At 61.5% G+C, this 22,080-nt stretch carries 14 protein-coding genes; 7 read left to right on the top strand and 7 right to left on the bottom strand.

Going from position 1 to position 22,080, the window contains the following annotated elements:
• Positions 1 to 50: 50 nt before the first annotated feature.
• Positions 51 to 740: an arylesterase gene (locus tag ACQ4W7_RS11140; RefSeq protein ID WP_436530456.1), complete on the bottom strand. Its 690-nt coding sequence runs from the start codon at positions 738 to 740 to the stop codon at positions 51 to 53.
• Positions 741 to 843: 103 nt separating this feature from the next.
• On the opposite strand from ACQ4W7_RS11140, the gene ACQ4W7_RS11135 reads away from it, so the two are divergent.
• Positions 844 to 1,491, top strand: coding sequence for an ABC transporter ATP-binding protein (locus ACQ4W7_RS11135; protein ID WP_436530654.1), 648 nt, complete (start codon positions 844 to 846; stop codon positions 1,489 to 1,491).
• Positions 1,492 to 1,638: 147 nt separating this feature from the next.
• On the opposite strand, the gene ACQ4W7_RS11130 is transcribed toward ACQ4W7_RS11135, so the two are convergent.
• Complete coding sequence (locus tag ACQ4W7_RS11130; RefSeq protein WP_436530454.1) at positions 1,639 to 3,183, bottom strand: NAD(P)H-hydrate dehydratase; 1,545 nt, start codon at positions 3,181 to 3,183, stop codon at positions 1,639 to 1,641.
• A 132-nt stretch (positions 3,184 to 3,315) separates the two neighbouring features.
• Here ACQ4W7_RS11130 and ACQ4W7_RS11125 point away from each other — a divergent pair, with 132 nt between their 5' ends.
• On the top strand, positions 3,316 to 6,900 hold the full coding sequence (locus ACQ4W7_RS11125; RefSeq protein ID WP_436530452.1) for a hydantoinase B/oxoprolinase family protein: 3,585 nt from the start codon (positions 3,316 to 3,318) through the stop codon (positions 6,898 to 6,900).
• Here ACQ4W7_RS11125 and ACQ4W7_RS11120 read toward each other — a convergent pair.
• Positions 6,882 to 7,826 carry an AraC family transcriptional regulator gene (locus tag ACQ4W7_RS11120; protein WP_436530450.1) on the bottom strand — a complete coding sequence of 315 codons (945 nt, stop codon included), beginning with the start codon at positions 7,824 to 7,826 and terminating at the stop codon, positions 6,882 to 6,884. The two genes, ACQ4W7_RS11125 and ACQ4W7_RS11120, sit on opposite strands and share 19 nt — an antisense overlap.
• Before the next feature lie 178 nt (positions 7,827 to 8,004).
• Here ACQ4W7_RS11120 and ACQ4W7_RS11115 point away from each other — a divergent pair, with 178 nt between their 5' ends.
• On the top strand, positions 8,005 to 9,057 hold the full coding sequence (locus tag ACQ4W7_RS11115; protein WP_436530448.1) for an NAD(P)-dependent alcohol dehydrogenase: 1,053 nt from the start codon (positions 8,005 to 8,007) through the stop codon (positions 9,055 to 9,057).
• Here the strand turns inward: ACQ4W7_RS11115 and ACQ4W7_RS11110 are convergent.
• The 3 genes from ACQ4W7_RS11110 to ACQ4W7_RS11100 form a co-directional block, all read right to left on the bottom strand.
• Positions 9,018 to 9,668, bottom strand: a complete 651-nt coding sequence (locus ACQ4W7_RS11110; RefSeq protein WP_436530446.1) for a hypothetical protein — start codon at positions 9,666 to 9,668, stop codon at positions 9,018 to 9,020. The two genes, ACQ4W7_RS11115 and ACQ4W7_RS11110, sit on opposite strands and share 40 nt — an antisense overlap.
• Positions 9,669 to 9,845: 177 nt before the next feature.
• Positions 9,846 to 10,331, bottom strand: a complete 486-nt coding sequence (locus ACQ4W7_RS11105; protein WP_426070958.1) for a MarR family winged helix-turn-helix transcriptional regulator — start codon at positions 10,329 to 10,331, stop codon at positions 9,846 to 9,848.
• Positions 10,324 to 11,661 carry a S41 family peptidase gene (locus ACQ4W7_RS11100; protein WP_436530444.1) on the bottom strand — a complete coding sequence of 446 codons (1,338 nt, stop codon included), beginning with the start codon at positions 11,659 to 11,661 and terminating at the stop codon, positions 10,324 to 10,326. Before ACQ4W7_RS11100 ends, ACQ4W7_RS11105 begins: the two co-directional genes overlap by 8 nt.
• 448 nt (positions 11,662 to 12,109) lie before the next feature.
• On the opposite strand from ACQ4W7_RS11100, the gene ACQ4W7_RS11095 reads away from it, so the two are divergent.
• Together ACQ4W7_RS11095 and ACQ4W7_RS11090 are read left to right on the top strand one after the other, a co-directional pair.
• A complete protein-coding gene (locus ACQ4W7_RS11095) occupies positions 12,110 to 12,355 on the top strand; it encodes a hypothetical protein (RefSeq protein ID WP_426070960.1) in 246 nt (81 codons plus the stop codon).
• 329 nt (positions 12,356 to 12,684) lie between these two features.
• Complete coding sequence (locus ACQ4W7_RS11090; protein ID WP_436530442.1) at positions 12,685 to 14,688, top strand: hypothetical protein; 2,004 nt, start codon at positions 12,685 to 12,687, stop codon at positions 14,686 to 14,688.
• A 78-nt stretch (positions 14,689 to 14,766) separates the two neighbouring features.
• Here ACQ4W7_RS11090 and ACQ4W7_RS11085 read toward each other — a convergent pair whose 3' ends face one another.
• Positions 14,767 to 16,392: a response regulator gene (locus ACQ4W7_RS11085; RefSeq protein ID WP_426070962.1), complete on the bottom strand. Its 1,626-nt coding sequence runs from the start codon at positions 16,390 to 16,392 to the stop codon at positions 14,767 to 14,769.
• Between the two features lie 351 nt (positions 16,393 to 16,743).
• Here ACQ4W7_RS11085 and ACQ4W7_RS11080 point away from each other — a divergent pair, with 351 nt between their 5' ends.
• Together ACQ4W7_RS11080 and purL are read left to right on the top strand one after the other, a co-directional pair.
• Positions 16,744 to 17,808 (top strand): GGDEF domain-containing protein, encoded by a 1,065-nt coding sequence (locus ACQ4W7_RS11080; protein WP_426070963.1) that lies wholly within the window; start codon positions 16,744 to 16,746, stop codon positions 17,806 to 17,808.
• Between the two features lie 193 nt (positions 17,809 to 18,001).
• The gene (purL, locus tag ACQ4W7_RS11075) at positions 18,002 to 22,060 is read left to right on the top strand and encodes a phosphoribosylformylglycinamidine synthase (protein ID WP_436530439.1); all 4,059 of its coding nucleotides are present in this window, start codon (positions 18,002 to 18,004) and stop codon (positions 22,058 to 22,060) included.
• The last annotated feature ends 20 nt before the right edge of the window (positions 22,061 to 22,080 follow it).

Here is a 22,080-nt window from a genome sequence, read left to right as displayed (position 1 = left end):
TCTCAAGCGGCTATTTTTTTGTCTGCCGCATGTGCGGGCTTGACGCAGGTTTACTTGGCTTTCAGCAATGGCGCCAGTTGCGGCCAGATATTTTTCAAAATTGTCGGATGCGCCTGCGCATTCGGGTGCATGCGGTCGGCCTGGAACAGCTGTGGCTGGTCGGCGATGCCTTCAAACATGAAGGGCACCAGCGGCGCCTTCCATTCCTTGGCCAGCTTGCCGTACACGCCATAAAACTGCTCGCCATAGGAGCGGCCATAATTGGGCGGCATGCGCATGCCTACCAGCACCACCTGCGCGCCCGTTTTCCTGGCCGCCTCGCCCATGGCGCGCAGATTCGCTTCGGCGGCCGCCACGGGCAAGCCGCGCAAGCCGTCGTTGGCGCCCAGTTCGATCAGCACGACATCGGGCTGGTGCTTCGTCAGCAGGGCAGGCAGGCGCGCGCGGCCGCCGCTGGTGGTTTCGCCGCTGATGCTGGCATTGACGATGCGCGTGTCGTTCTTTTGCGCTGCCAGCCGCTGTTCCAGCAGCGCCACCCAGCCCGTGCCCCGTGCCAGCCCATACTCGGCCGAGAGGCTGTCGCCGAGCACCAGCAGCGTTTTTGGTGCAGAATAGGCGTTTGCCATGCAGGGTACCAGCAGCAGGGCTGCAGCAGGAAGCAGGGACAGCGCGCGCCGCCGCATGCGGTTGCTGCCCTTGACACTTATTTGTTCACGAAATTTTTTAAGATAGATCAGCATGCCCGAATTCCCTAAAGCGACTTCCACCAGTTTTCTCCCGTCCGATGCAGCCGCTCAGCGGCCTGCTGCAAGCAAGAGTCATAACGGCCAACCTGCCATCGAAGTGGTCCAGCTGGCCAAACGCGTACCCGATGCCGATGGTGAGCTGACCATCCTGCATCAAGTCAATTTTACCGTGCAAACGGCCGAGACGCTGGCCATCGTCGGCGCATCCGGTTCCGGCAAGTCGACTTTGCTGGGCTTGCTGGCCGGATTGGATAGGCCCAGCGAGGGCAAGGTCATCCTCGACGGCACCGATATCTTCGCCCTTGACGAAGATGGCCGCGCCGGTTTTCGCAAGGAAAAGCTGGGTTTCGTGTTTCAGTCGTTCCAGCTGCTGGCGCACCTGACGGCACTGGAAAACGTCATGCTGCCGCTGGAATTGCGCGGCGACCCGGATGCGAAAGAGAAGGCGCAAGCCATGCTGGGCAGGGTCAACTTGGGTAGCCGTCTGAAACACTATCCGAAATACCTGTCCGGCGGCGAGCAGCAGCGCGTCGCCCTGGCGCGCGCGTTTGTCACGGAACCGCCGCTGCTGTTCGCCGACGAGCCGACGGGCAGCCTGGACGCGGCCACCGGGGAGGCCGTGATCCAGCTGATGTTCGAGCTGAACCGCGAACGCGGCTCGACCCTGGTGCTGGTAACGCATGACAGTTCGATTGCGGCCCGTTGCGGCCGCACCATCACGATCTCAGCAGGCCGCTTGATCTAGATACACCTGACATTACCTACTGCGCGTCGCGCTTTGCGGCCGGCGATGCTCACTGTGCTAGAGCACAGTTGCGCTTCTCGGCCACAAATCACTGACGCTCGCTAGGGTACTGTCAGGCGTCGTGACATTCCTTGTAATATGGCGTTATTACGCCGACAAGGCATTGATCAGCTTGCGGATGGCCGGAATCAATTCTCCTGCCGTCAAGCCGATGGGACCCGCGCCCGAGGCCACCAGCGCATCGGCCGCCGCGCCGTGCAGCCAGACAGCACCAATCGCCGCTTCCCATTCCGGCCAGCCCTGCGCCAGCAGGCTGCCGCACAGGCCGGACAGCACGTCGCCCGTACCGGCAGTCGCCAGCGCGGGGCCGCCCGTGTTGTTGATGACGATCTGGCCATCGGGTGCGGCGATTACCGTGCCCGATCCCTTCAACACCACGATGACGCCCAGCTGGGTTGCCAACTGGCGCGCCGCGCCCAGGCGGTCGGCCTGCACCTCGGCCACCGTCAGGTCCAGCAGGCGTGCCGCTTCCAGCGGATGGGGCGTCAAGATTGTCGCGCCAGCGCCCGTGCGCACGGCCAGCGCCGATTGCAGCTCCGGCTCGGCCGCCATCAGATTCAGCGCATCGGCGTCCAGCAGCAGCGGGCTGTCGCTCTCAAACGTCCGCTGCAGCAGCTCCACCGTATCGACGTCGTCGCCGAGGCCGGGACCGGCCACCAGCGCGGCAAAGTGCAGGCCCGAAAAATCCATGTCCTGCGCGCGGCGGCACATCAGTTCCGGCTGGCCGCTGTCAAACGCGGGCGGCGCATCGGGAAACGCGATATACACTCTGCCCGCGCCCGCATGCAGGGCCGTGCGCGCCGCCAGGATGGGCGCGCCCGCCATGCCTTGCGCACCGCCGATGATGGCGACGCTGCCGTAGCTGCCCTTGTGCGTGTTTTGCCGGCGCGGCTGCAACTGATGGGCGAACAGGTGCAGGCCGCCCAGCTGGGCCCTGGCGGGCGGCAGCAGGGAAGGATCGATGGCCAGCGCCGCCACTTCCACCTCGCCCGCGTAGTCGCGGCCGTTTGCCGTGTGCAGGCCCGTCTTGTCGCCGATGAAGGTGAGCGTATGCGTGGCGCGGATGGCGACGCCGTCGATGGCGCCCGTCTCCGCATGCAGGCCGCTGGGCACGTCGAGCGCCAGCACGGGGCATGCCAGATTGTTGACCAGCTGCGCCACTTCGCGGCATTCACCGTCCAGCGGGCGCGATGCGCCGATGCCGAACAGGCCATCGATAACCAGGTGCCATGGCGCCGCGCTCACTGCGGCCGAGGCCATGGAGGTCGTCGCGTCCATGAAGCGGGCGGCGCTGTTGCGCGCGCGGCTCAGGGCCTGTTCGCGTTCGGGCGACGTGGCTTGCGCCTCCGGCGCCAGCCATACCAGCACCTCGGTGCCGCTGTCGGCCAGGTGCGCGGCCGCTTCCAGCGCATCGCCGCCGTTGTCGCCGGGGCCTGCCAGCACCAATACGAGCCGGTGGCCCGCGTCGCCGGCATCCTCCTGGGCGTGCAGCAGCTTCAGGGCGGCACTGGCGGCGGCCTGGCCCGCGCGCTGCATCAGCAGCCCTTGCGGCAGGTCGCGCATGGCGGCTTGTTCGATGGCGCGCAGTTCGGCGATGGCGTACAGCGGTGTTGCAGAGTCGATCAGGGGCATGGAGCGTGTTCCGTTAGTCAGCATGCCTTCAACATAAGGCCGAACCGGGTGAAAGGCAAGGCGCGCACGCCTGAAACGCGCCCCTGTTTGGCGGCTACAATAGCCATCTCACATAAGTACGGGGGCAGGACGATGGACTGGCAATTCTGGATCGACCGGGGCGGCACCTTTACGGACATCGTGGCGCGCCGTCCTGACGGCAGCCTGGCCACCTGCAAGCTGCTGTCGGAAAGTCCGGGCCAGTACCGCGACGCGGCGCTGGCGGGCATGCGCCGGCTGATGGGGCTTGTGCCCGAAGCGCCGCTGCCCGTCGAATTGGTGGGCGCCATCAAGATGGGCACGACGGTGGCGACCAACGCGCTGCTTGAGCGCAAGGGCGAACCGACCGTGCTGGCCATCACGCGCGGTTTTCGCGACGCCTTGCGTATCGCCTACCAGAACCGCCCGCAACTGTTCGCGCGCCAGATCGTCTTGCCAGAGCTGCTGTATGGCGACGTGATCGAGATCAATGAACGCCTGGGCGCCCACGGCGAGGTGGTCACGCCGCTGGACGAGGCGGCTGCGCGCGCCGCGCTGGCACACGCGCATGCGCGCGGCGCACGCGCCATCGCGGTCGTGCTCATACACGGCTACCGCTACCATGCACACGAGGCGCGGCTGGCGCAACTGGCGCGCGAGGCGGGATTTACCCAAGTGTCCGTATCGCACGAAGTGAGCCCCATGATGAAACTGGTGGCGCGCGGCGACACCACGGTGGTCGACGCCTATCTGTCGCCCATCTTGCGCCGCTATGTCGACCAACTGGCGGCCGAACTGCCTGGCGTGCACCTGCAATTCATGCAGTCGAATGGCGGCTTGACGGACGCGCGTGCCTTCCAGGGCAAGGACAGCATTTTGTCCGGCCCCGCGGGCGGCATCGTCGGCATGGTGCGCGCCAGCGCGCTGGCCGGTTTCGATAAAGTCATCGGCTTCGACATGGGCGGCACCTCGACGGACGTGTCGCATTACGCGGGCGAATTTGAGCGCGTATTCGAGACGCAGATCGCCGGCGTGCGCATGCGCGCGCCCATGATGAGCATCCACACGGTGGCCGCCGGCGGCGGCTCCATTCTGCATTTCGACGGTGCCCGTTACAAGGTGGGGCCGGACAGCGCGGGCGCCAACCCCGGCCCCGCCAGCTACCGGCGCGGCGGGCCGCTGGCCGTCACCGACTGCAACGTCATGCTGGGCAAGCTGCAGCCCGCCTTCTTTCCCCGCGTTTTTGGTCCCGACGCCGATGAAGCGCTGGACGTGGCCACGGTGCGCGCCCAGTTCGCGGCGCTGGCGCGCACGGTGAACTCGACGCCGGAACAGGTTGCCGAAGGCTATATCGCCATCGCCGTGGGCAATATGACGAATGCCATCAAGCAGATTTCCGTGCAGCGCGGTCACGACGTCACCGAATATACCCTGACCAGCTTTGGCGGCGCGGGCGGCCAGCACGCCTGCCTGGTGGCCGATGCGCTGGGCATGCGCACGGTCTTCATCCATAGCCTGGCGGGCGTGATGTCGGCCTACGGCATGGGCTTGGCCGACCAGAGCGCCATGCGCGAACAGGCCGTCGAGGCGACACTGGGCGCGGATCTGGCCGCCGATCTTGTGCAACTGGGCGAGCTGGCGCGGGGCGACTTGCTGCGCCAGGGTGTGAAACGAGAGCGCATCGCGCTGGTGTCGCGCGTACACCTGCGCTATGAGGGCACGGATTCGGCCCTCGTCGTGCTGTTCGATACGCTGGCCGGCATGCAGGCGCAGTTCGAAACGGCGTATAAAAAGCGTTTTTCCTTTTTGATGCCGGCGCGCGCCTTGATCGTCGAAGCCATTTCCGTGGAAGCCATCGGCGCGTCCGATGCGCCGCAAGTGGCTGCGCCGGCCTATGCGGCGCGTGCCGGCGCGCTGGCGCCCGTGGCGACGGTGGCCATGTACTGCGCCGGCGCGTGGCGCGACAGCGGCCTGTATGGGGCGCACAGCCTGCGTCCCGGCGATAGCATCGCTGGTCCTGCCATCGTCAGCGACGCCAACGCCACCACCGTCATCGAACCGGGCTGGCGCGCCGAGGTCACGGCGCACGGCCATTTGATCTTGCGCAGGGTCGTCGCCTTGCCGGAGCGGCGCGCCAAGGGTTTGCCAACAGCGACTCAAGCCGACCCCGTGATGCTGGAAATTTTCAATAATCTGTTCATGTCGATTGCCGAGCAGATGGGACTGCGCCTGCAAAACACGGCCCACTCCGTCAACATCAAGGAGCGGCTCGATTTCAGCTGCGCCATCTTCGACGCGCAAGGCCAGTTGATCGCCAATGCGCCGCACATGCCCGTGCACCTGGGTTCCATGGGCGAGAGCATCCGCACCGTCATGACGCGCAATGCGGGCGCCATGCAGCCCGGCGACGTCTTCATGCTGAACGACCCCTACCACGGCGGCACGCATTTGCCCGACGTGACGGTGATATCGCCCGTGTTTGACGAAGCGGGTGACGCCATCCTCTTCTATGTCGGCTCGCGCGGCCACCATGCGGACATCGGCGGCACCACGCCCGGTTCCATGCCGCCCGATTCCACGCGCATCGAAGAAGAGGGCGTGTTGATCGACAATTTCAAGCTGGTCGACGGCGCCACGGGCGTGATGCGCGAAGACGAGACCCTGGCCCTGCTGGCGGGCGCCAGTTGGCCGGCCCGCAATCCCCGGCAAAACCTGGCCGACCTGCGCGCCCAGGTGGCGGCCAACCAGAAGGGGGCCGAAGAACTGCACGAGATGGTCGCGCATTTCGGCTTGCCCGTCGTGCAAGCGTACATGGGCCACGTGCAGGATAACGCCGAGGAAGCCGTGCGCAGGGTCATCACCACCCTGAAGGATGGCAGCTATGCGCTGGACCTGGACAACGGCGCGCGCATCCAGGTGACGATCAAGGTCAACGTGGCCGAGCGCAGCGCCACCATCGACTTTACTGGCACGTCTGAGCAGCTGCCGAACAATTTCAATGCGCCGTCCGCCGTCTGCATGGCGGCAGTGCTGTACGTGTTCCGCACCCTGGTCGATGACGACATTCCGCTGAACGCGGGCTGTCTGAAGCCTTTGACCGTGATCATCCCGCCCGGCTCCATGCTCAACCCGCAGTACCCGGCCTCCGTCGTGTCGGGCAATGTGGAAACCTCGACCTGCATCACGAATGCCCTGTATGGCGCGCTGGGGGCCATGGCCGCCTCGCAGGGCACGATGAACAACTTCACGTTTGGCAGCGCAAAGTACCAGTATTACGAGACGATTTCGGGTGGCTCGGGCGCCGGTCCCGGCTTCGACGGCACGGACGTGGTGCAGACGAACATGACCAATTCGCGCTTGACGGACCCTGAAATCCTCGAATGGCGCTTCCCCGTGCGCCTGGACAGCTACAGCATCCGTGCAGGTTCGGGCGGCGCGGGGCGCTGGCATGGCGGCAATGGCGGCGTGCGCCGGATGCGCTTTTTGGAGCCGATGACGGCGGCGATTCTGTCGAACAACCGGATTGTTCCGCCGTTCGGCATGGATGGCGGCGAGGCGGGTGCGCTGGGACGCAATTATGTGGAGCGGGTGGACGGCACGGTGGAGCATCTGGCGCATATCGGCAAAACCGGCATGCAGGCAGGCGACGTGTTCGTGATCGAGACGCCGGGGGGCGGCGGTTACGGCAAGACGGAATAGGCCGTGCCGGCACTGGCACCGCTCATCTGCGCCCGCACCTGGCCCACGTCGCGCATGGGGGCGCGGCCGAACTGGCGGCTGTATTCGCGGCTGAACTGCGATTCGCTGGCGTAGCCGACGCGGTAGCCGGCCGTGCCCGCGTCGATCTGCTCGACCAGCATCAGCCGCCGCGCTTCCTGCAAGCGCAGCAGCTTCTGGTACTGCATCGGCGTCATGGCGGTGATGGCTTTGAAGTGGTGGTGCAGCGAGGACATGCTCATGTTCGCCATGCCGGCCAGCTGCTCGATGCGCAGCGGTTGCGCGTAATGGTGCTTGATCCAGTCGATGGCTTGCCCCACCTGGTGCGACTGGCTGCTGGCCAGCGCCATGTGGCGCAGGCGCGCGCCGACAGGGCCATTGAGCAGGCGGTAAGTCAGCTCGCGGCGGATCAAGGGCGCCAGCGTGGCGATTTCCCCCGGTTTGTCCAGCAGGCGCACGAGGCGCAGCATGGCGTCGAGCAGCTCAGGCGACACGTCGCTGACGGAAATGCCGCGCGTGGCGGGGAGAATCTTTTGCGCCGCGCTTTCGCCTCCACTGTCGCTGTCGAGCAGCGCGGCCACGTCGGCGATGTCGATGCCCAGCACCACGCACAGGTGCGGCTTGTCCACGCTCGCTTCGGCCACGCGCACCTGCACCGGCAGGTCGACGGAGGTCAGCAGATACTGCATGCGGCTGTAATGGAAGGTTTCGCTGCCCAGGGTGACGTCCTTCGCTCCCTGCGCGATGATGGCCACGCTGGGGCGCGCCGCATGGAACAGCGATTCGGTGACCGAGGACTGACGGTGGAATGTGAGGTTGCCGATGGCAGTCGTGTAGTCGCCATTGCGCGGCGCGTGGCGGCTGATCAGGGCGGCGATTTCATCTTGCGGGAGGATCTGTGTGGACATGGGGCGAGTATGCGTGAGGCGAGGAAGGGCAGGGCTTGATCTTACGCAGATTTGGAGGATCGTGCAAAGGTCTTGCAGGATCGCGGTAACGGCGGGAGGGCTTCTCAGGCACACTTGTGCAATCGCATGCACGGCACGCGTCCCCCCTCGTCACACACCTATAGATACAGGAGTTTTCATGACCACCATCGCCAAAGGCTACGCCGCACTGGGCCCCACCTCCGCACTGCAACCGTTCACGTTCGAGCGCCGCGCCCCGCGCGAAGACGACGTGGCCATCTCGATCAAATACTGTGGCGTGTGCCATTCGGACATCCACCAGGCGCGCGACGAATGGGGCGGCGCCACCTTCCCGATGGTGCCCGGCCATGAAATCGCCGGCGTCGTCACGGCCGTTGGCGCCAACGTCAGCAAGTTCAAGGTGGGCGACCATGTGGGCGTGGGCTGCTTCGTCGATTCCTGCACCACCTGCAAGACGCGCAACGTGGACCTGGAACAGTACATGCCAGGCCTGATCCAGACCTACAACGGCGTCGAAGCGGACGGCAAGACGGCCACGCAGGGCGGCTACTCGGACAGCATCGTTGTCAAGGAAGGTTATGTGCTGTCGATTCCCGACAACCTGCCGCTGGACGCGGCCGCGCCGCTGCTGTGCGCCGGCATCACCCTGTATTCGCCGCTGAACCACTGGAAGGCCGGCCCTGGCAAGCAAGTCGCCATCCTGGGCATGGGTGGCCTGGGCCACATGGGTGTCAAGATCGCCCACGCGATGGGCGCCGAAGTGACGGTGCTGAGCCAGACTTTGTCGAAGCGCGAAGACGGCCTGCGTCTGGGCGCCAAGCATTACTACGCCACCAACGATGCGGAAACGTTCAGCAAGCTGGCCGGCACGTTTGACCTGATCATCTGCACCGTGGGCGCGTCTATCGACTGGAACCAGTACATCAACCTGCTGAAAGTCGATGGCAGCATGGTCATCGTCGGCATCCCTGAGGGTGCCGTGCCGCCGATCAGCGCCTTCGGCCTGGTGGGCGCGCGCCGCAGCCTGTCCGGCTCCATGATCGGCTCGATCAAGGAAACCCAGGAAATGCTGGATTTCTGCGGCAAGCACAATATCGTGTCCGACATCGAAATTATCCGCATCCAGGATATCAATGAGGCGTTTGAGCGCGTCGTCAAAAGCGATGTACGCTACCGCTTCGTCATCGACATGGCATCGCTCTCAGTGTAAATAACGAACACCCGATAAAACGCCCAGGGCGTTGTTGCACTGCCTCGCCGTACTATTCGTACTGTCTTCGGCAGTGCGCCTAACTCTGGGCGTTTTTCGGGCGTTCCCGGAACGCTACCCGAAAAGCCAAGACCAGATTCTGCAGCTACGCGATACCTACAGCCTGGGCAAATCTGGCGCGCTGTGGCGCACCTGCATGCTGCTGCCATGTGCCGGCCAATATCGCCGATCACCCGGTCAACCGGGTCGACGACTTCCTGCCTTGGAACTGTGCCGCGCGGCTCTGCTCGGCTTAAAAAATACGCCGCTTCCCAGAGGTGTGATGCCATCATCTGGCAAATCGACACCAAGCCAGCAACAAGACATTGTCGGTCCTGGCTTGTATCGGGAAGTGTGGCCAGTGAAACCACAGGAAACGGCGTCATTAGTGAGTGCGTGTGGAAAACGGGAACATAATATTCCTCGCCATACACGGGTTTTAGATAAATGCCAGTCAGCAGAGGGCCGTTACGCTTCAATAAGTGAAGTGGCTTATATATTTCATATGCGCCAATCGCTTCTTTCCAGTCTTGAGTAATCGTCTTCTTTTCTGTCGCCGTCATCTTTTTCATGAAGTGTCTCAGGGTATATCGCTGTCTGTGAGGGGGCTATTATCGAGAGATTATCATTGTTGGTCTGTTGTCGACTGCTGATCGGAGCGCTAGACATGAACGTGATGAGTTAGATAAAAATGAACGACGCCTTGCGTGACGCTGTCCGCTTTTGGCCTCAAATGGACCCCGTCTCCGTCAGGCCGGGGAGCTTATGCGTTTGTCCAGCGGCCTCTCGTTGAGCGCATCGGCGGCTCGATCCACGAATTGCCTGACGTCCCCCACCTCGGCAAACAAGCCGGCATAGGCCGCCCGAATCAGCACCGTGCACTGCTCGAATTTCGCAAGCTGCGACAAGCCATCATCAGTGGGCATAAATATTCGTCGCCGTGCATCATTGTCATCGTTCCGATACTGTATGAGGCCCAGACGGAGCAGCTTTGGTATCTTTTGCATGACCAGCTGGTGCGAATGTCCGAGTTCGCGCGCCAGATCCGAGGCGGAGGCCGTGCCGAGCGTTGCAAGAACAGTCATCAGTGAGCACGAACGAACCGGGATGACGATCCCCATCGTATCGAAGACAGTCTTGGATTGCTCAGCGATCAGGACGCTCAGCCGTTCGACGGCGCGGCCGAGAAACACGGCGTCATCGATCGCAGCCAGGTGATGTGTTTCCTTAGTCAAGGCGCTTGTACCTCTGGATGCTACCGTCCTTGTTCACGCGTTCCAGCGCCGTCACTTTTCCGCGCGAAACACTCAAGCGGTATCGAAAATCTGACACGCCTTCCACCGCGAACAGCTCGGGACTGATCGGCTCAAGTGCGACCCGAAACCGATCGCGCCAGAGATAGTAGAGCGTGCCATTGTCCAGGATGATCTGGCGGCCCTCATATTTTCCGGCGGCTTGCTTCAACATCGCGGCATCGACGCGCGGGCGCTCGATAGCTGCCGTCAAGCTGGGGAGCAGCCAGGCAAGTTCGGTTCGCCTGGCGTCATCGGTCTTCGCCAGATTTTCAAGCGCCAGTTTGTGTGCCAGAGGAAGCGCGCGAATAGACGGGCTTGGGATATCGGGTTGCACGCCGGTTCCTTCGAAATCGCCATGATCTACGGGATCCTGGATCTGGCCAATCGGCACTTGCACGAAAAAATCGTCGTTGAGCGGCTTACGCGCAACCGGATGCGCACCACCGGCGGTCCGCTCCCCGATCAGTGTCGCTCGCCCTAGCTTCTTCATCGCATAGGAAAACCATTCTGCGGAGGAAAACGACGTGGAACCGGTCAGGATATACACCGGCTTGTCCACCATGCGTTTGCCCGGCAGGCCCGGCAGCACCCATTGCCCGCGCTGTATACGCTTGCCATCCTCATTATAGTAATAGTCGAAGAGCAGCTGGTCTTTCTCGCTGGAGAAGAAATAGCTCGCTAGAAATTGCGCCATTTCCAGATGTCCTCCATTGTTATAGCGCAAATCAATGATGAGGGCGTCCGTATTGCCCACGAAGCGCATAACGGACGCCGCCGTATCATAGGCAAGTTCCGGATCAGCAAAATAGCTGAATCGTATATAACCGATATTTCCCTTCAGGCGAGCGACCTTATCGAAACCGAAATTGGTTTCCTCGAGCCTGCTCGACTCTTCTTTTTGTATCTTGGCCTTGAGCACCGGGTTGGCCTTCGCCTTGAATTCCGCGATCCATTTTGGGTCGGCACCGACCAGGAAATGCAAGTCGCCGCTGACTTTGATGAGATCGTCGGTCAGCTTGCTCGCAAACTCTGCCTTCGTCGCCGCCGAGTCATAATCTCCCTTTTTCAGATGCTCCTGAAGCACCGGCGCAATTTTTCTTGCGATGTCGGGAAACGCGTAGTTTGCATTCAAGGTGCTGTTGAGCGAGGCGATGATCTCGCTCTTTTCGTCTCGTGAGATGCCCGGTGCCTCGGCAAAAGCGCCCGATGCGCAAATGATGGACAACGCCGACAGCGTTTGAAGTAGACATAAGTGATAGCGCATTTTCATGTTTCCCCTCGTTGAGACTCGATAATACAATATGTTGTGCAATATATTGTAGAAAAAATAGGAAACATCGAGCAACGCATCCGCAATCTGCAAAAAACGCGGCCCTTTGTTCCCGTCCTATGGCGGCAAGCAGATAGCCCAATTTTTATCTTGCATTTTTTTCAACTGGGACATTTTGTCTCAATGTATGGAAATTGTTTTCAAGTACTATGCTTCAGAACGTGCAGCAACGCCGTCCTTGCATGGCAGTCACTGACGTTTTCTCCTCTCTCATCCGCATTCGGCACATCACTGCGCTGGATGCCATCGTTATTTCATCGCTAGATATAATGAAAGCTTCAAACGCGATGCCTGGGGGGCTGGTTGGAACAGAAGCTGCTGAAGCAGCGTTTTGAGGTAGTGTTCCTCACGATAGATAGTGTCAAGTAATAGACTGGAAATACTCAAAATGATGGATTGGACCCCTATAGTCTTCGTTACGTTCAAGGCTCTCGTGCTCGGCACGGGCATGTTCTTCGCCATCAAGTGGCATTACGATCAAGGGAAGAAGGATAAGGATAAGGCGAAGCAGAATCGCGCGGTGCTACGCGCGAGCGGCAAGGTGGTCGCATTCTTCGTGCTATCGCTCCTGGCCTTGGGGATCGTCACCTTCTTCGTTGTCAGGATGGTCGGTTTGGACATGACCGTCCCATGATGGCAAAAGAATAGTCGGCGGATATCCGATATCCAGTGATGCGGCTATTGGACGGCATCGGCACGCGGGTCAGAACTCGCTTCGGCCTATCGGCATCGCTGCTGGACTATTCACCAGAACTTGTCACTTCATCCAAGATGGCAATCTTCCTCGCGTCGCTGACAGCAGGTGTTGCAGGCTAACGGAGGCGCAGCGTCTCACTTTACACGCTCCCGTAGTGAGAACCATGTCGAGCCGATACCTGTTTGTGCACGCAGCACAAATAATTTTTAGCAACGCCATCTTTCAGATACAGTTGTCGTCCTGATCAATATGACAAGGATGCCGATATGCACATCGATACACAGCCGGATGCCGCTGCTACTGCAGCAATGCTGGGCGCGCCGAGTTTGCAACTGAACTCCTTGTCTTGGTCAGCGGCGGGCAATTTGACCAAGTGGATCGGCAAGAATGCCGCCAGCGGGATTGTCGGGGCGGCCGCTGGCATGCTGTTCCAGGAATTCCTGGGAGCGGTCGGCATGGGCGGCCCGGACCTGGCTGGCAAGCTGGACATAATCAGTGACAAGCTTACTGAAGTCCAGCGCTCGCTGGACCGGGTCGAGTCCATGACCTCGGAAATTTTGTTGAAACTGGACGAGTTGCACAATTTCATGGAAAAGAGCTTGAAGGTGGAAACCTTGCTGACTGCCATGGGACGCATCGATGTCGCCTATGGTTACGCCGACGCCGACGCCAGCCTGCTGAAGGCGGATGCCACTGGTGGCGCCATCTCTTTGCGGCTACTGACCGAAAATATGCCGCACTTTCCAGGCATGACGCCGGATTATCTGATGAAAGCGGCCCATGAGTTCGCGTCGTACGTAGCGGATGTGCCCGATTGCATCGATACCATCCGTCGGGTATTGGCGAAAGCGGCATTTGGGCAGGATTCATTGCTGGATCATTGGGCCAAGGAGCTGGCGCAGCAGGTGCGCAATAAGAAGATCAGCCGAGAATCGGCGTATCTGGTGATCGAGGGATATTTCCTCCAAGCTATCTCTGTCCAGTTGAAGGGGCTGTGCGTGCATTGCCTGGCACTCAGTACCGATCAATTCGCGGCCAACCGCATCGAGCAATATCTGCAGCAAAACTTTGGATTGTTGATGCGCGAGCAGACTGAGGCTTATACCGCAGCAGTTGAGGATTTTATTTTCCTGTCGCTCGATCCCATCATGCGCGCCGGCATGACAGACATGAGCGCACGTGAGTTTCCTGTGCATGTGGACGAGATACTGCTGCGTACCGATTTGCTGTGCGCCGCATTGAATCTGGTGGGCCGAAAGTCGACAGGGCCGTTGGCGGCGTCTCCGCAAGCGGCGATCCAGGGCATGTATGCCCGGTCCTTGTTCCGTCCTTCTGATTTGCGCGATGGTAAAGTTCCGCCCATGGACGTGAGTGGCTACGCACAAGCCCAGGCCGGGCAGCAGCGTCAGGCGCCGTTCGCTTGCCTGGATCTGATCGCCTCCGATGACAGGGCCGTGCTGAGGGATGTAGCGACGACGCGGGTGACGGTCGCGCGCTACAAATGGCACTTTCCGACTACTGCGCCGGCAGTTGGCGTATCGATCGATAGCAGGTTCCGTGGCGCCACACCAGCGCTATACCCGGTGTTTGGTCCTGACGAGCCTGTGTTGGCTGTTGGCATCTTTAACGGCAGCCCACTGTTTCGTGGTGTTCCTGCCAGCGTCCAGCAAAGTCGAAAGTACACGCCATTCCCTAAAGGGAATCCGCATGTCACGTATTTTAGCGAAACGCACACGCCCGGCAGACACCCGCTGACCAATGGCAAGGGCGAGGTTACTGAGACGTTTTTTCAGGTCCAGAATGCCTATAAGGCAGACTCGCGGGAGCACAGTCTGGTAATGCAGCATCTGTTCAGCTACACAGGCCAGGAAATCGACGTCAGGATGCATGTGCAAGTCCTCACCAGATTGCAAGTCGGCCCCCGAGTGGACATGCATCTTGGGGCGGGCATGCATAACTACTCGGTGTATCACCGCTTGCTGGTGCGGTTCCCCGACGGCACAGAAAGGGCAATTTACAATTCGGAAATTGATTTTGATCACGCTGTTGATGTGCAGCGGGTCCTGGATACCTTCAATCGCTCCGTCGATGTTGCGCGCTCGGGCTTCTTCTCCATGGACTTCAAGCTGATTCCAGGCGAGTATCACCTGATACTCGACAACGAAACTTACTTCCCAAGCACCTCCCACAAATATAGCGGCTGGAATTCAGCCAACCTGGTTTTCAAACTTGGCGGCGTGGCGCTGGAAATGCGCTACCCAACGAGTTAGTCGCCAAGGGACAGCGAACTGCAATTTGCGGCCATGGCAAAGGCTGGTGTGGACGGACCTTAAAGGAGCGGGCAGGAGTCAGGTAGCGATACCGTATTTGTGCTGTGTGGCAGCGTATTGCTGCTTGAGCGACTCCAGCTTCGGATGCTTGGGATCGATCTTGCGGATCACCTGCATCTGGTGCTGCGCCTGTTCTGCCAGCGGGGCTTCCCAGCCCAGCATATTGAGCTGGCGCAGGATGGCGTCGACAGAGGCGAACAGCACGGGCAGGTTGCCTGGCGTCTTGCGCAGGGCCTGGCGCAGCACGAACACGGCTCCCTTGAGCTCGCCGCTTTCCGACTTGCTGGCTGCGTCCTGCATCAGTTCCTGCACCTGGTTGCTGATCTGCTGGCCCATGCCTTGCGCCAGGTCATGGCGGCCCGCTTTTTCAAACACAGCCACGGCCGCTTCCATCGTCACCTCGCTGTCGGCTTCGTTGACGAGTTTCATCATGACGTCGGATGCCGCCTGCTCAAGGTTATTTTTCAGGCAGCTTTGCACCAGGCCCACCTTCAGCTGCGTCGACAGGCCACGCGCCGTGTCCAGGGCGGCGGCGGCCAGCTGCAGTTCGCTGGCGGCGGCGATGTCATTGCCCGACAGTTCATGCAGCATGGCGGCCGAGATGGCGCGGCAGGCTTCCACGTTGGCGCCGCCCCGCAGCGAGCGCTCCATGTCGCGCAGCACGCCGCTGGCTTGCGGTGCATCGCCCTTTTTGACCAGCGTTTTCACCAGGTTGACGTGGTCTTCCGGGTCGCGGAATTCAGAGTACTTCGCTTTGGTCACTACCTGCTTGTAGGCCCGTTCGGCCGCGCTGATATCGCCCGTGTCAAACGCAATGCCACCCAGGTGGCGCAAGCGGCTCACCATGTGCGGCGAGATGGCCACCGCGTCTTCGAGGATTTTCTTCGCCTGCATCTGCTGGCCCATGGCTTCATGGTTTTGCGCCAGCAGGTCGTAGGCGGCCATGAAGCGGGGATAGGTCTCCACCAGTTCCAGCAGCGCCTCCTGCGCATCTTCATGGCGCTGCTGTTCGAACAGGGTGCGCGCCAAGCCCAGATGGGCCCAGGCCATGGGCCGCAAGGCCAGCATGTCGGCGTACAGCTGTTCCGCTTCCTTCCACTCATCGAGGGCGATGTGCAGCTCGGCGCGCAGGCGGGTGAAATCGGCCGCCAGGCGCGGGTGCTGCAGTTCGGCCGCGCGGCAGCTTTTCACGGCTTCGCGCAAGTCGCCCTTGTCGATCAGCTGATACGTGGGCAGGAAAATGGCGCGCCGCTCGATGGCGCGCGCGATGCGTCCGCTCAACACGTCGACCGTGAACGGTTTCAATATGTAGTCGGACGGGATCAGTTCGGCCGCGCTGATCACCTTGCTGTGGATGGCTTCGGAGGTCAGCATGATGAAGATCGTCCACAGGCCGATCAGCTTGTGATGGCGCAAGTCTTCCAGCAATTGCTGGCCATCCTGGCCGTCCGTGCCGCTACCAAGATCGTACTCGCACAGGATGATGTCGAACGGTTTCTTCGTCAGCAAGCGGATGGCCGTGCCGGAATTGACGGCATATTCCACCTTGGTGATGGCCGCCTGGTTCAGCATATTGTGCAGATTGCCCCGCATGCTGGGGTTCGGGTCGACGATCAGGACAGATAAGTCGCTAGTTTCTGGCATGGTTCAGCTCTCGTTCATCTGTTCGGTCATTTGCGGGAACTCTTCTTATAGGTATCTGCCTGGCAGTATTATTTTTTATCAGCATACTGCAAAGCTGGTCGACACTGCCAGCAAAATGCATGCAATCGGGCGCGCTGCGCGAGGGCAGGGACGCCTGGCGCCGTCCAGCGTTGTATTTCATGACACGCCGGCCCCTTGCGGCGGTGCCGTCGCCGGTTTTCTCGTTCATTTCTTGACTAGCATGATAGTATTATAAAAATGCAACACTTGTTGCATGCCGCGCCATATTGCGGCAAGGCATGCGCAAGGCTTTACCGGGCGCTTTATCCCTCTCTGGTGTCGATACCCGCTATGCGCCTACCTGATCTGTCTACCTTGCGGCGCGTTGCCGTTCCCCTTGCATTTGGCGGTAACAGCGAGCAGCAGCATACTTATTTTGCGGAGCTGCACCGGGTCGGCATGGTCACGCAGCTGCTGGGCATCATTGCCTATAGCCTGACCTGGCTGCTGATGCCAGACCCCTATCATCCGAAGCAGGCGCACGCCGTGCTGGCGCTGCTGGGCATGCTGGCCAGCCTGGTGGTGCGCTACCGCTGTACCACCTTGCCCGTGCTGACCATCACCGGTGCCTGCGCCGTGCTGACCCTGACCTTTGGCTTGCGCACCATGGCCGATGCCGTCGAGCACGCCAGTTTCTGGGTCTTGCCCGTGGGTGTCTTCATGACCCTGGCGATTGCCTCCATCTTCAACGGCGGCCTCAGCTATCTGGCGGTGGTGGCGGGCGTGTGGTGGAACGTGGGCCACGGCCTGTATCCCGTGAATGCGGGCTTGCCCGACCAGTCGTGGGCGCCGCTGATGATCGCCGTCAGCGTCTTGTTCGGGCTGGCGCTGAATGTCAGCTTCAGCTTATTGCGTTTGCGTAACTATCACTCCAAACTGGAATTGACGCGGCTGGCCTTCCAGGACGGCCTGACGGGCCTGAACAACCGCCGCATGTTCACGCAGCGCGCGCAGCAGATGCATGGCGCCCCCCATGGCGGCATGCTGCATTTCCTGATGATCGATATCGACGATTTCAAGATCATCAACGACCAGCAGGGGCACGATGCGGGCGACGAGGTGCTGATGCGCACGGCCGCCATCATCGCGGACAAGGCGCAAGGCCATCTGTGCGGGCGCCTGGGCGGCGAAGAGTTCGGCGTCGTCTACGCGGGCGACCACGAGGCTGTGCGCACTTTTGCCGGCGCCCTGGTCGAGGCCGTCAGCCAGGCTTTCCATGCCGCACAGTTTGTGTCGATCAGCGTGGGGGTGGCCGAGCTGGACCGGGGCAAGGAGCTGGGCCACAGCTACAGGCTGGCCGACGAAGCGCTGTACCTGGCCAAGCGCCAGGGCAAGAACCGTTACGTGATCGCCTGATGGCCGTCTGAGGGTGTTGTTGCCGTGTCAAAAACTGCCGCTGTGCGGGGCAAAAGGGTGGCAAAGCCCCAAGTTCCGGTCATAAGGCAGGGGTAAAAAGGGTATAATGCGCGCAAAGGAAATTTGCCGTACGAAAGATATTGTCATACCTACCTTTAACCCGCAGCCACGCTGCATCAACCACCTTCCAATCATGTTGATACTGCCGGGTTCCAATGCCCTGTCCCATTTCCGTAGCCACCGTCTGTTAAGCCAACTGCAAGCCGTCTCGCCTGCGATTGTTGCGGTACAAGCACGCTATGTCCATTTCATCGATGCCAGCGCGCCTCTCACCGACGATGACAGCACGCGCCTTGGCGCCTTGCTGACGTACGGCGAGCCGGCCCACGCTGACAATACGGAAGGCGCTGCGGAAGAATTCTTCGTCATCCCCCGTTTCGGCACGATTTCGCCGTGGGCTTCGAAAGCCACCGACATCGCGCATAATTGCGGCATGGCGCACATCAAGCGCGTCGAACGCGGCATCGCTTTCCGCATCAACCTGAAATCGGGCATCCTGGGCAGCGCCATCGGCGCCGGCAAATTGACTGAGTCGCAGTTGAACTCTGTGGCCGACCTGCTGCATGACCGTATGACGGAATCCGTGCTGCGCAGCGCAGACGACGCCAAGGACTTGTTCCGCACCCTGGAAGCGCGTCCACTGGAATCGATCGACTTGCTGGGGCAGGGCAAGCGTGCGCTGGAAACCGCGAACACGGAACTGGGCCTGGCGATGTCGGAAGACGAAATCGACTACCTGGACGCCGCCTTCACCAAGGCCGGCCGCAACCCGACGGACGTGGAACTGATGATGTTCGCGCAGGCGAACAGCGAGCATTGCCGCCACAAGATCTTCAACGCCGACTGGACCATCGACGGCGTGGCGCAGCCAAAGTCCTTGTTCGGCATGATCAAGAACACGCACGAACTGCAGCCGAAGGGCACTGTCGTCGCCTACAGCGACAATTCCTCGATCATGGAAGGCGCGACCGTCTCGCGCTTCTACCCGCGCGGTGCAAACCACGAATACGCGGCATCGACGGAACTGACGCACACCCTGATGAAGGTGGAAACGCATAATCACCCGACGGCAATCTCTCCATTCCCCGGCGCCTCCACAGGCGCGGGCGGCGAGATCCGCGACGAAGGCGCGACGGGCCGCGGCGCCAAGCCAAAAGCTGGCTTGACGGGTTTTACGGTATCAAATCTGTCGCTGCCGGATGCCGTGCGCAGCTGGGAAACGGCCGCTTCCGTGACGGCGCCGCTGGCCGCGCGCATTGATGCAGATCATGCAGATCAATACGGCAAACCGGAACGCATCGCTTCGCCATTGCAAATCATGATCGAAGGCCCATTGGGCGGCGCCGCATTCTCGAACGAATTCGGTCGTCCGGTATTGGGCGGCTACTTCCGCACGTATGAACAGAACGTCGGCGCGAAAGAAGCGGGCGCCCCTGACGCCGTGTTTGGCTACCACAAGCCGATCATGATCGCGGGCGGCATCGGCAATATCTCGGCGCAGCATACACACAAGAACGACATCCCCGTCGGCAGTCTGCTGGTGCAGCTGGGTGGCCCGGGCATGCGCATCGGCATGGGCGGCAGCGCCGCCTCGTCGATGACCACCGGCAGCAACACGGCCGACCTGGACTTCGACTCCGTCCAGCGCGGCAATCCTGAAATGGAACGCCGCGCCCAGGAAGTCATCAACGCCTGCTGGCAAATGGGCGCGGACAATCCGATCATCTCCATCCACGACGTGGGTGCGGGCGGCTTGTCGAACGCTTTCCCGGAAATCACCAACGACGCCAAGCGCGGCGCGATTTTCGACCTGCGCAAGATCCCGCTGGAAGAATCGGGCATGGCGCCGAAGGAAATCTGGAGCAATGAGTCGCAGGAACGCTATGTCCTGGCCATCGCGCCGGAAAGCCTGCCACTGTTCAAAGCCATGTGCGAACGCGAACGCTGCCTGTTCGCCGCCGTGGGCGTGGCCACCGAAGAGCGTCAACTGAAATTGATCGACCCGGAACTGGGCAACGAGCCGGTCGACATGCCGATGGACGTCTTGCTGGGCAAGCCGCCAAAGATGCAGCGCGACGTGGTCCACGTGGCCAACGATTTCCCGGCGATTGACCTGACGGGCATGGACCTGGTGGACGTGGCGCAAAAAGTGCTGCTGCTGCCTACCGTGGCCGACAAATCCTTCCTGATCACCATCGGCGACCGCAGCGTGGGCGGCATGACCGTACGCGACCAGATGGTGGGACCATGGCAAGTGCCGGTGGCCGATTGCGCCGTCACCACCATGAGCTTTGAAGGTTATCTGGGCGAAGCGATGGCCATGGGCGAACGCACGCCGCTGGCCGTCATCGACGCTGCCGCCTCGGGCCGCATGGCCGTGGGCGAAGCCGTCACCAACATCGCCGCCGCAGCGATTGCCGACATTTCCGACATCAAGCTGTCCGCCAACTGGATGGCCGCCTGCGGCCAGCCTGGCCAGGACGCAGCCCTGTACGACACGGTGAAAGCCATCGGCATGGACCTGTGCCCCGCGCTGGGTATCAGCATCCCCGTCGGCAAGGATTCGCTGTCGATGCGCACGACGTGGAAAGACGAGAGCACGGGCGCGGCGAAATCCGTCACGTCGCCGGTCTCGCTGATCGTTTCCTCGTTCGCGCCAGTGACCGACGTGCGCAAGTCGCTCACGCCGCAGCTGAAAACGGACAAGGGCGACACCTCATTGATCTTGATCGACCTGGGTCGCGGCAAGAACCGCCTGGGCGCCTCCGCCCTGGCGCAAGTCATGGGTCAGCTGGGCAATGAGACGCCGGACGTGGACAACGCGGAAGACTTGAAAGGCTTCTTCGCCGCCATCCAGAAATTGAACAGCGACGACAAGCTGCTGGCCTACCATGACCGTTCGGACGGCGGCCTGTACGCCACCCTGACGGAAATGGCCTTCGCCGGTCACACGGGCATGTCCGTCAACCTGGACATGCTGACCATGGAAGGCGAGCATTCGAGCGACTGGGGCGACGCGAAGAACTGGACCGGCCAGGTAGCGGAACGCCGCAACGAACTGACCCTGCGCGCCTTGTTCAGCGAAGAGTTGGGCGCCGTCATCCAGGTGCGGGCGGAAGAAAAGTCGCTCGTCATGGACGTGCTGCGCACCTTCAACCTGGGCGCCTGCAGCCATATCATCGGCAAATTGAACGACCGCGACGTGATCGAATTCACGCGCGACGCCAAGCTGATTTACACCCAGCCACGTGCCGCTCTGCACCGTCTGTGGAGCGAAACGAGCTGGCGCATCGCCCGCCTGCGCGACAATCCAGCTTGCGCCGACGCCGAATACGACCGCCTGCTGGACGTGCAAGACCCGGGCATGTCGCCTATCGTCACCTTCGACCAGAACGAGAACATCGCCGCGCCATTCATCGCCACCGGCGTGCGTCCGCGCGTCGCCATCCTGCGCGAGCAGGGCGTCAACTCGCACATCGAGACGGCTTACGTGATGCACCAGGCAGGCTTTACGGCTGTCGACGTGCACATGAGCGACCTGATTGCGGGCCGCGTCAAGCTGGACGACTTCCAGGGCGTCATCGCCGTGGGTGGTTTCTCCTACGGCGACGTGCTGGGCGCGGGCGAAGGCTGGGCGAAAACGATTCTGTTCAACGCCAGCCTGGCGGAACAGTTCGCGCGCTTCTTCAACCGCACGGACAGCTTCGGCCTGGGTATCTGCAACGGCTGCCAGATGATGAGCAACCTGAAATCCATCATCCCCGGCGCTCACGCCTGGCCTAAATTCACGCGCAACAAGTCGGAGAAATTCGAAGGCCGCTTTGCCATGGTCGAAGTGATGGATTCCCCGTCGATCTTCTTCAACGGCATGGCCGGCACGCAAGCCGGCATCGCCATCGCCCACGGCGAAGGCTACGCCGACTTCTCGCAAACGGGCGACATCACCCAGGTCACCAAAGCCATGCGCTTCGTCGACAACAAGGGCGCCGCCACCGAAGCGTATCCATACAACCCGAACGGCTCGCCGGAAGGCATCACCTCCGTCACCACGCCAGACGGCCGCTTCACCGTACTGATGCCGCACGCCGAGCGCGTGTTCCGCTCGGTGCAGCAGTCCTATCACCCTGAAGCATGGGGCGAGGATTCGCCATGGATGCGCATGTTCAGGAATGCGCGGAAGTTTGTGGGGTAATTCAGAGCTATTTGCGGCGT

This window comes from Janthinobacterium algoris (genome assembly GCF_051380935.1).
Classification (GTDB): Bacteria; Pseudomonadota; Gammaproteobacteria; order Burkholderiales; family Burkholderiaceae_D; genus Janthinobacterium.
This window is presented reverse-complemented; position numbering and strand designations above follow the sequence as displayed.

Bases quoted from the DNA above. Each gene is read 5' to 3' on its own strand.
- ACQ4W7_RS11140 (WP_436530456.1), bottom strand. From the start codon at position 740: ATGCTGATCTATCTTAAAAAATTTCGTGAACAAATAAGTGTCAAGGGC.
- ACQ4W7_RS11130 (WP_436530454.1), bottom strand. From the start codon at position 3,183: ATGCCCCTGATCGACTCTGCAACACCGCTGTACGCCATCGCCGAACTG.
- ACQ4W7_RS11125 (WP_436530452.1), top strand. From the start codon at position 3,316: ATGGACTGGCAATTCTGGATCGACCGGGGCGGCACCTTTACGGACATC.
- ACQ4W7_RS11120 (WP_436530450.1), bottom strand. From the start codon at position 7,826: ATGTCCACACAGATCCTCCCGCAAGATGAAATCGCCGCCCTGATCAGC.
- ACQ4W7_RS11115 (WP_436530448.1), top strand. From the start codon at position 8,005: ATGACCACCATCGCCAAAGGCTACGCCGCACTGGGCCCCACCTCCGCA.
- ACQ4W7_RS11110 (WP_436530446.1), bottom strand. From the start codon at position 9,668: ATGAAAAAGATGACGGCGACAGAAAAGAAGACGATTACTCAAGACTGG.
- ACQ4W7_RS11100 (WP_436530444.1), bottom strand. From the start codon at position 11,661: ATGAAAATGCGCTATCACTTATGTCTACTTCAAACGCTGTCGGCGTTG.
- ACQ4W7_RS11095 (WP_426070960.1), top strand. From the start codon at position 12,110: ATGATGGATTGGACCCCTATAGTCTTCGTTACGTTCAAGGCTCTCGTG.
- ACQ4W7_RS11090 (WP_436530442.1), top strand. From the start codon at position 12,685: ATGCACATCGATACACAGCCGGATGCCGCTGCTACTGCAGCAATGCTG.
- ACQ4W7_RS11085 (WP_426070962.1), bottom strand. From the start codon at position 16,392: ATGCCAGAAACTAGCGACTTATCTGTCCTGATCGTCGACCCGAACCCC.
- ACQ4W7_RS11080 (WP_426070963.1), top strand. From the start codon at position 16,744: ATGCGCCTACCTGATCTGTCTACCTTGCGGCGCGTTGCCGTTCCCCTT.
- purL (WP_436530439.1), top strand. From the start codon at position 18,002: ATGTTGATACTGCCGGGTTCCAATGCCCTGTCCCATTTCCGTAGCCAC.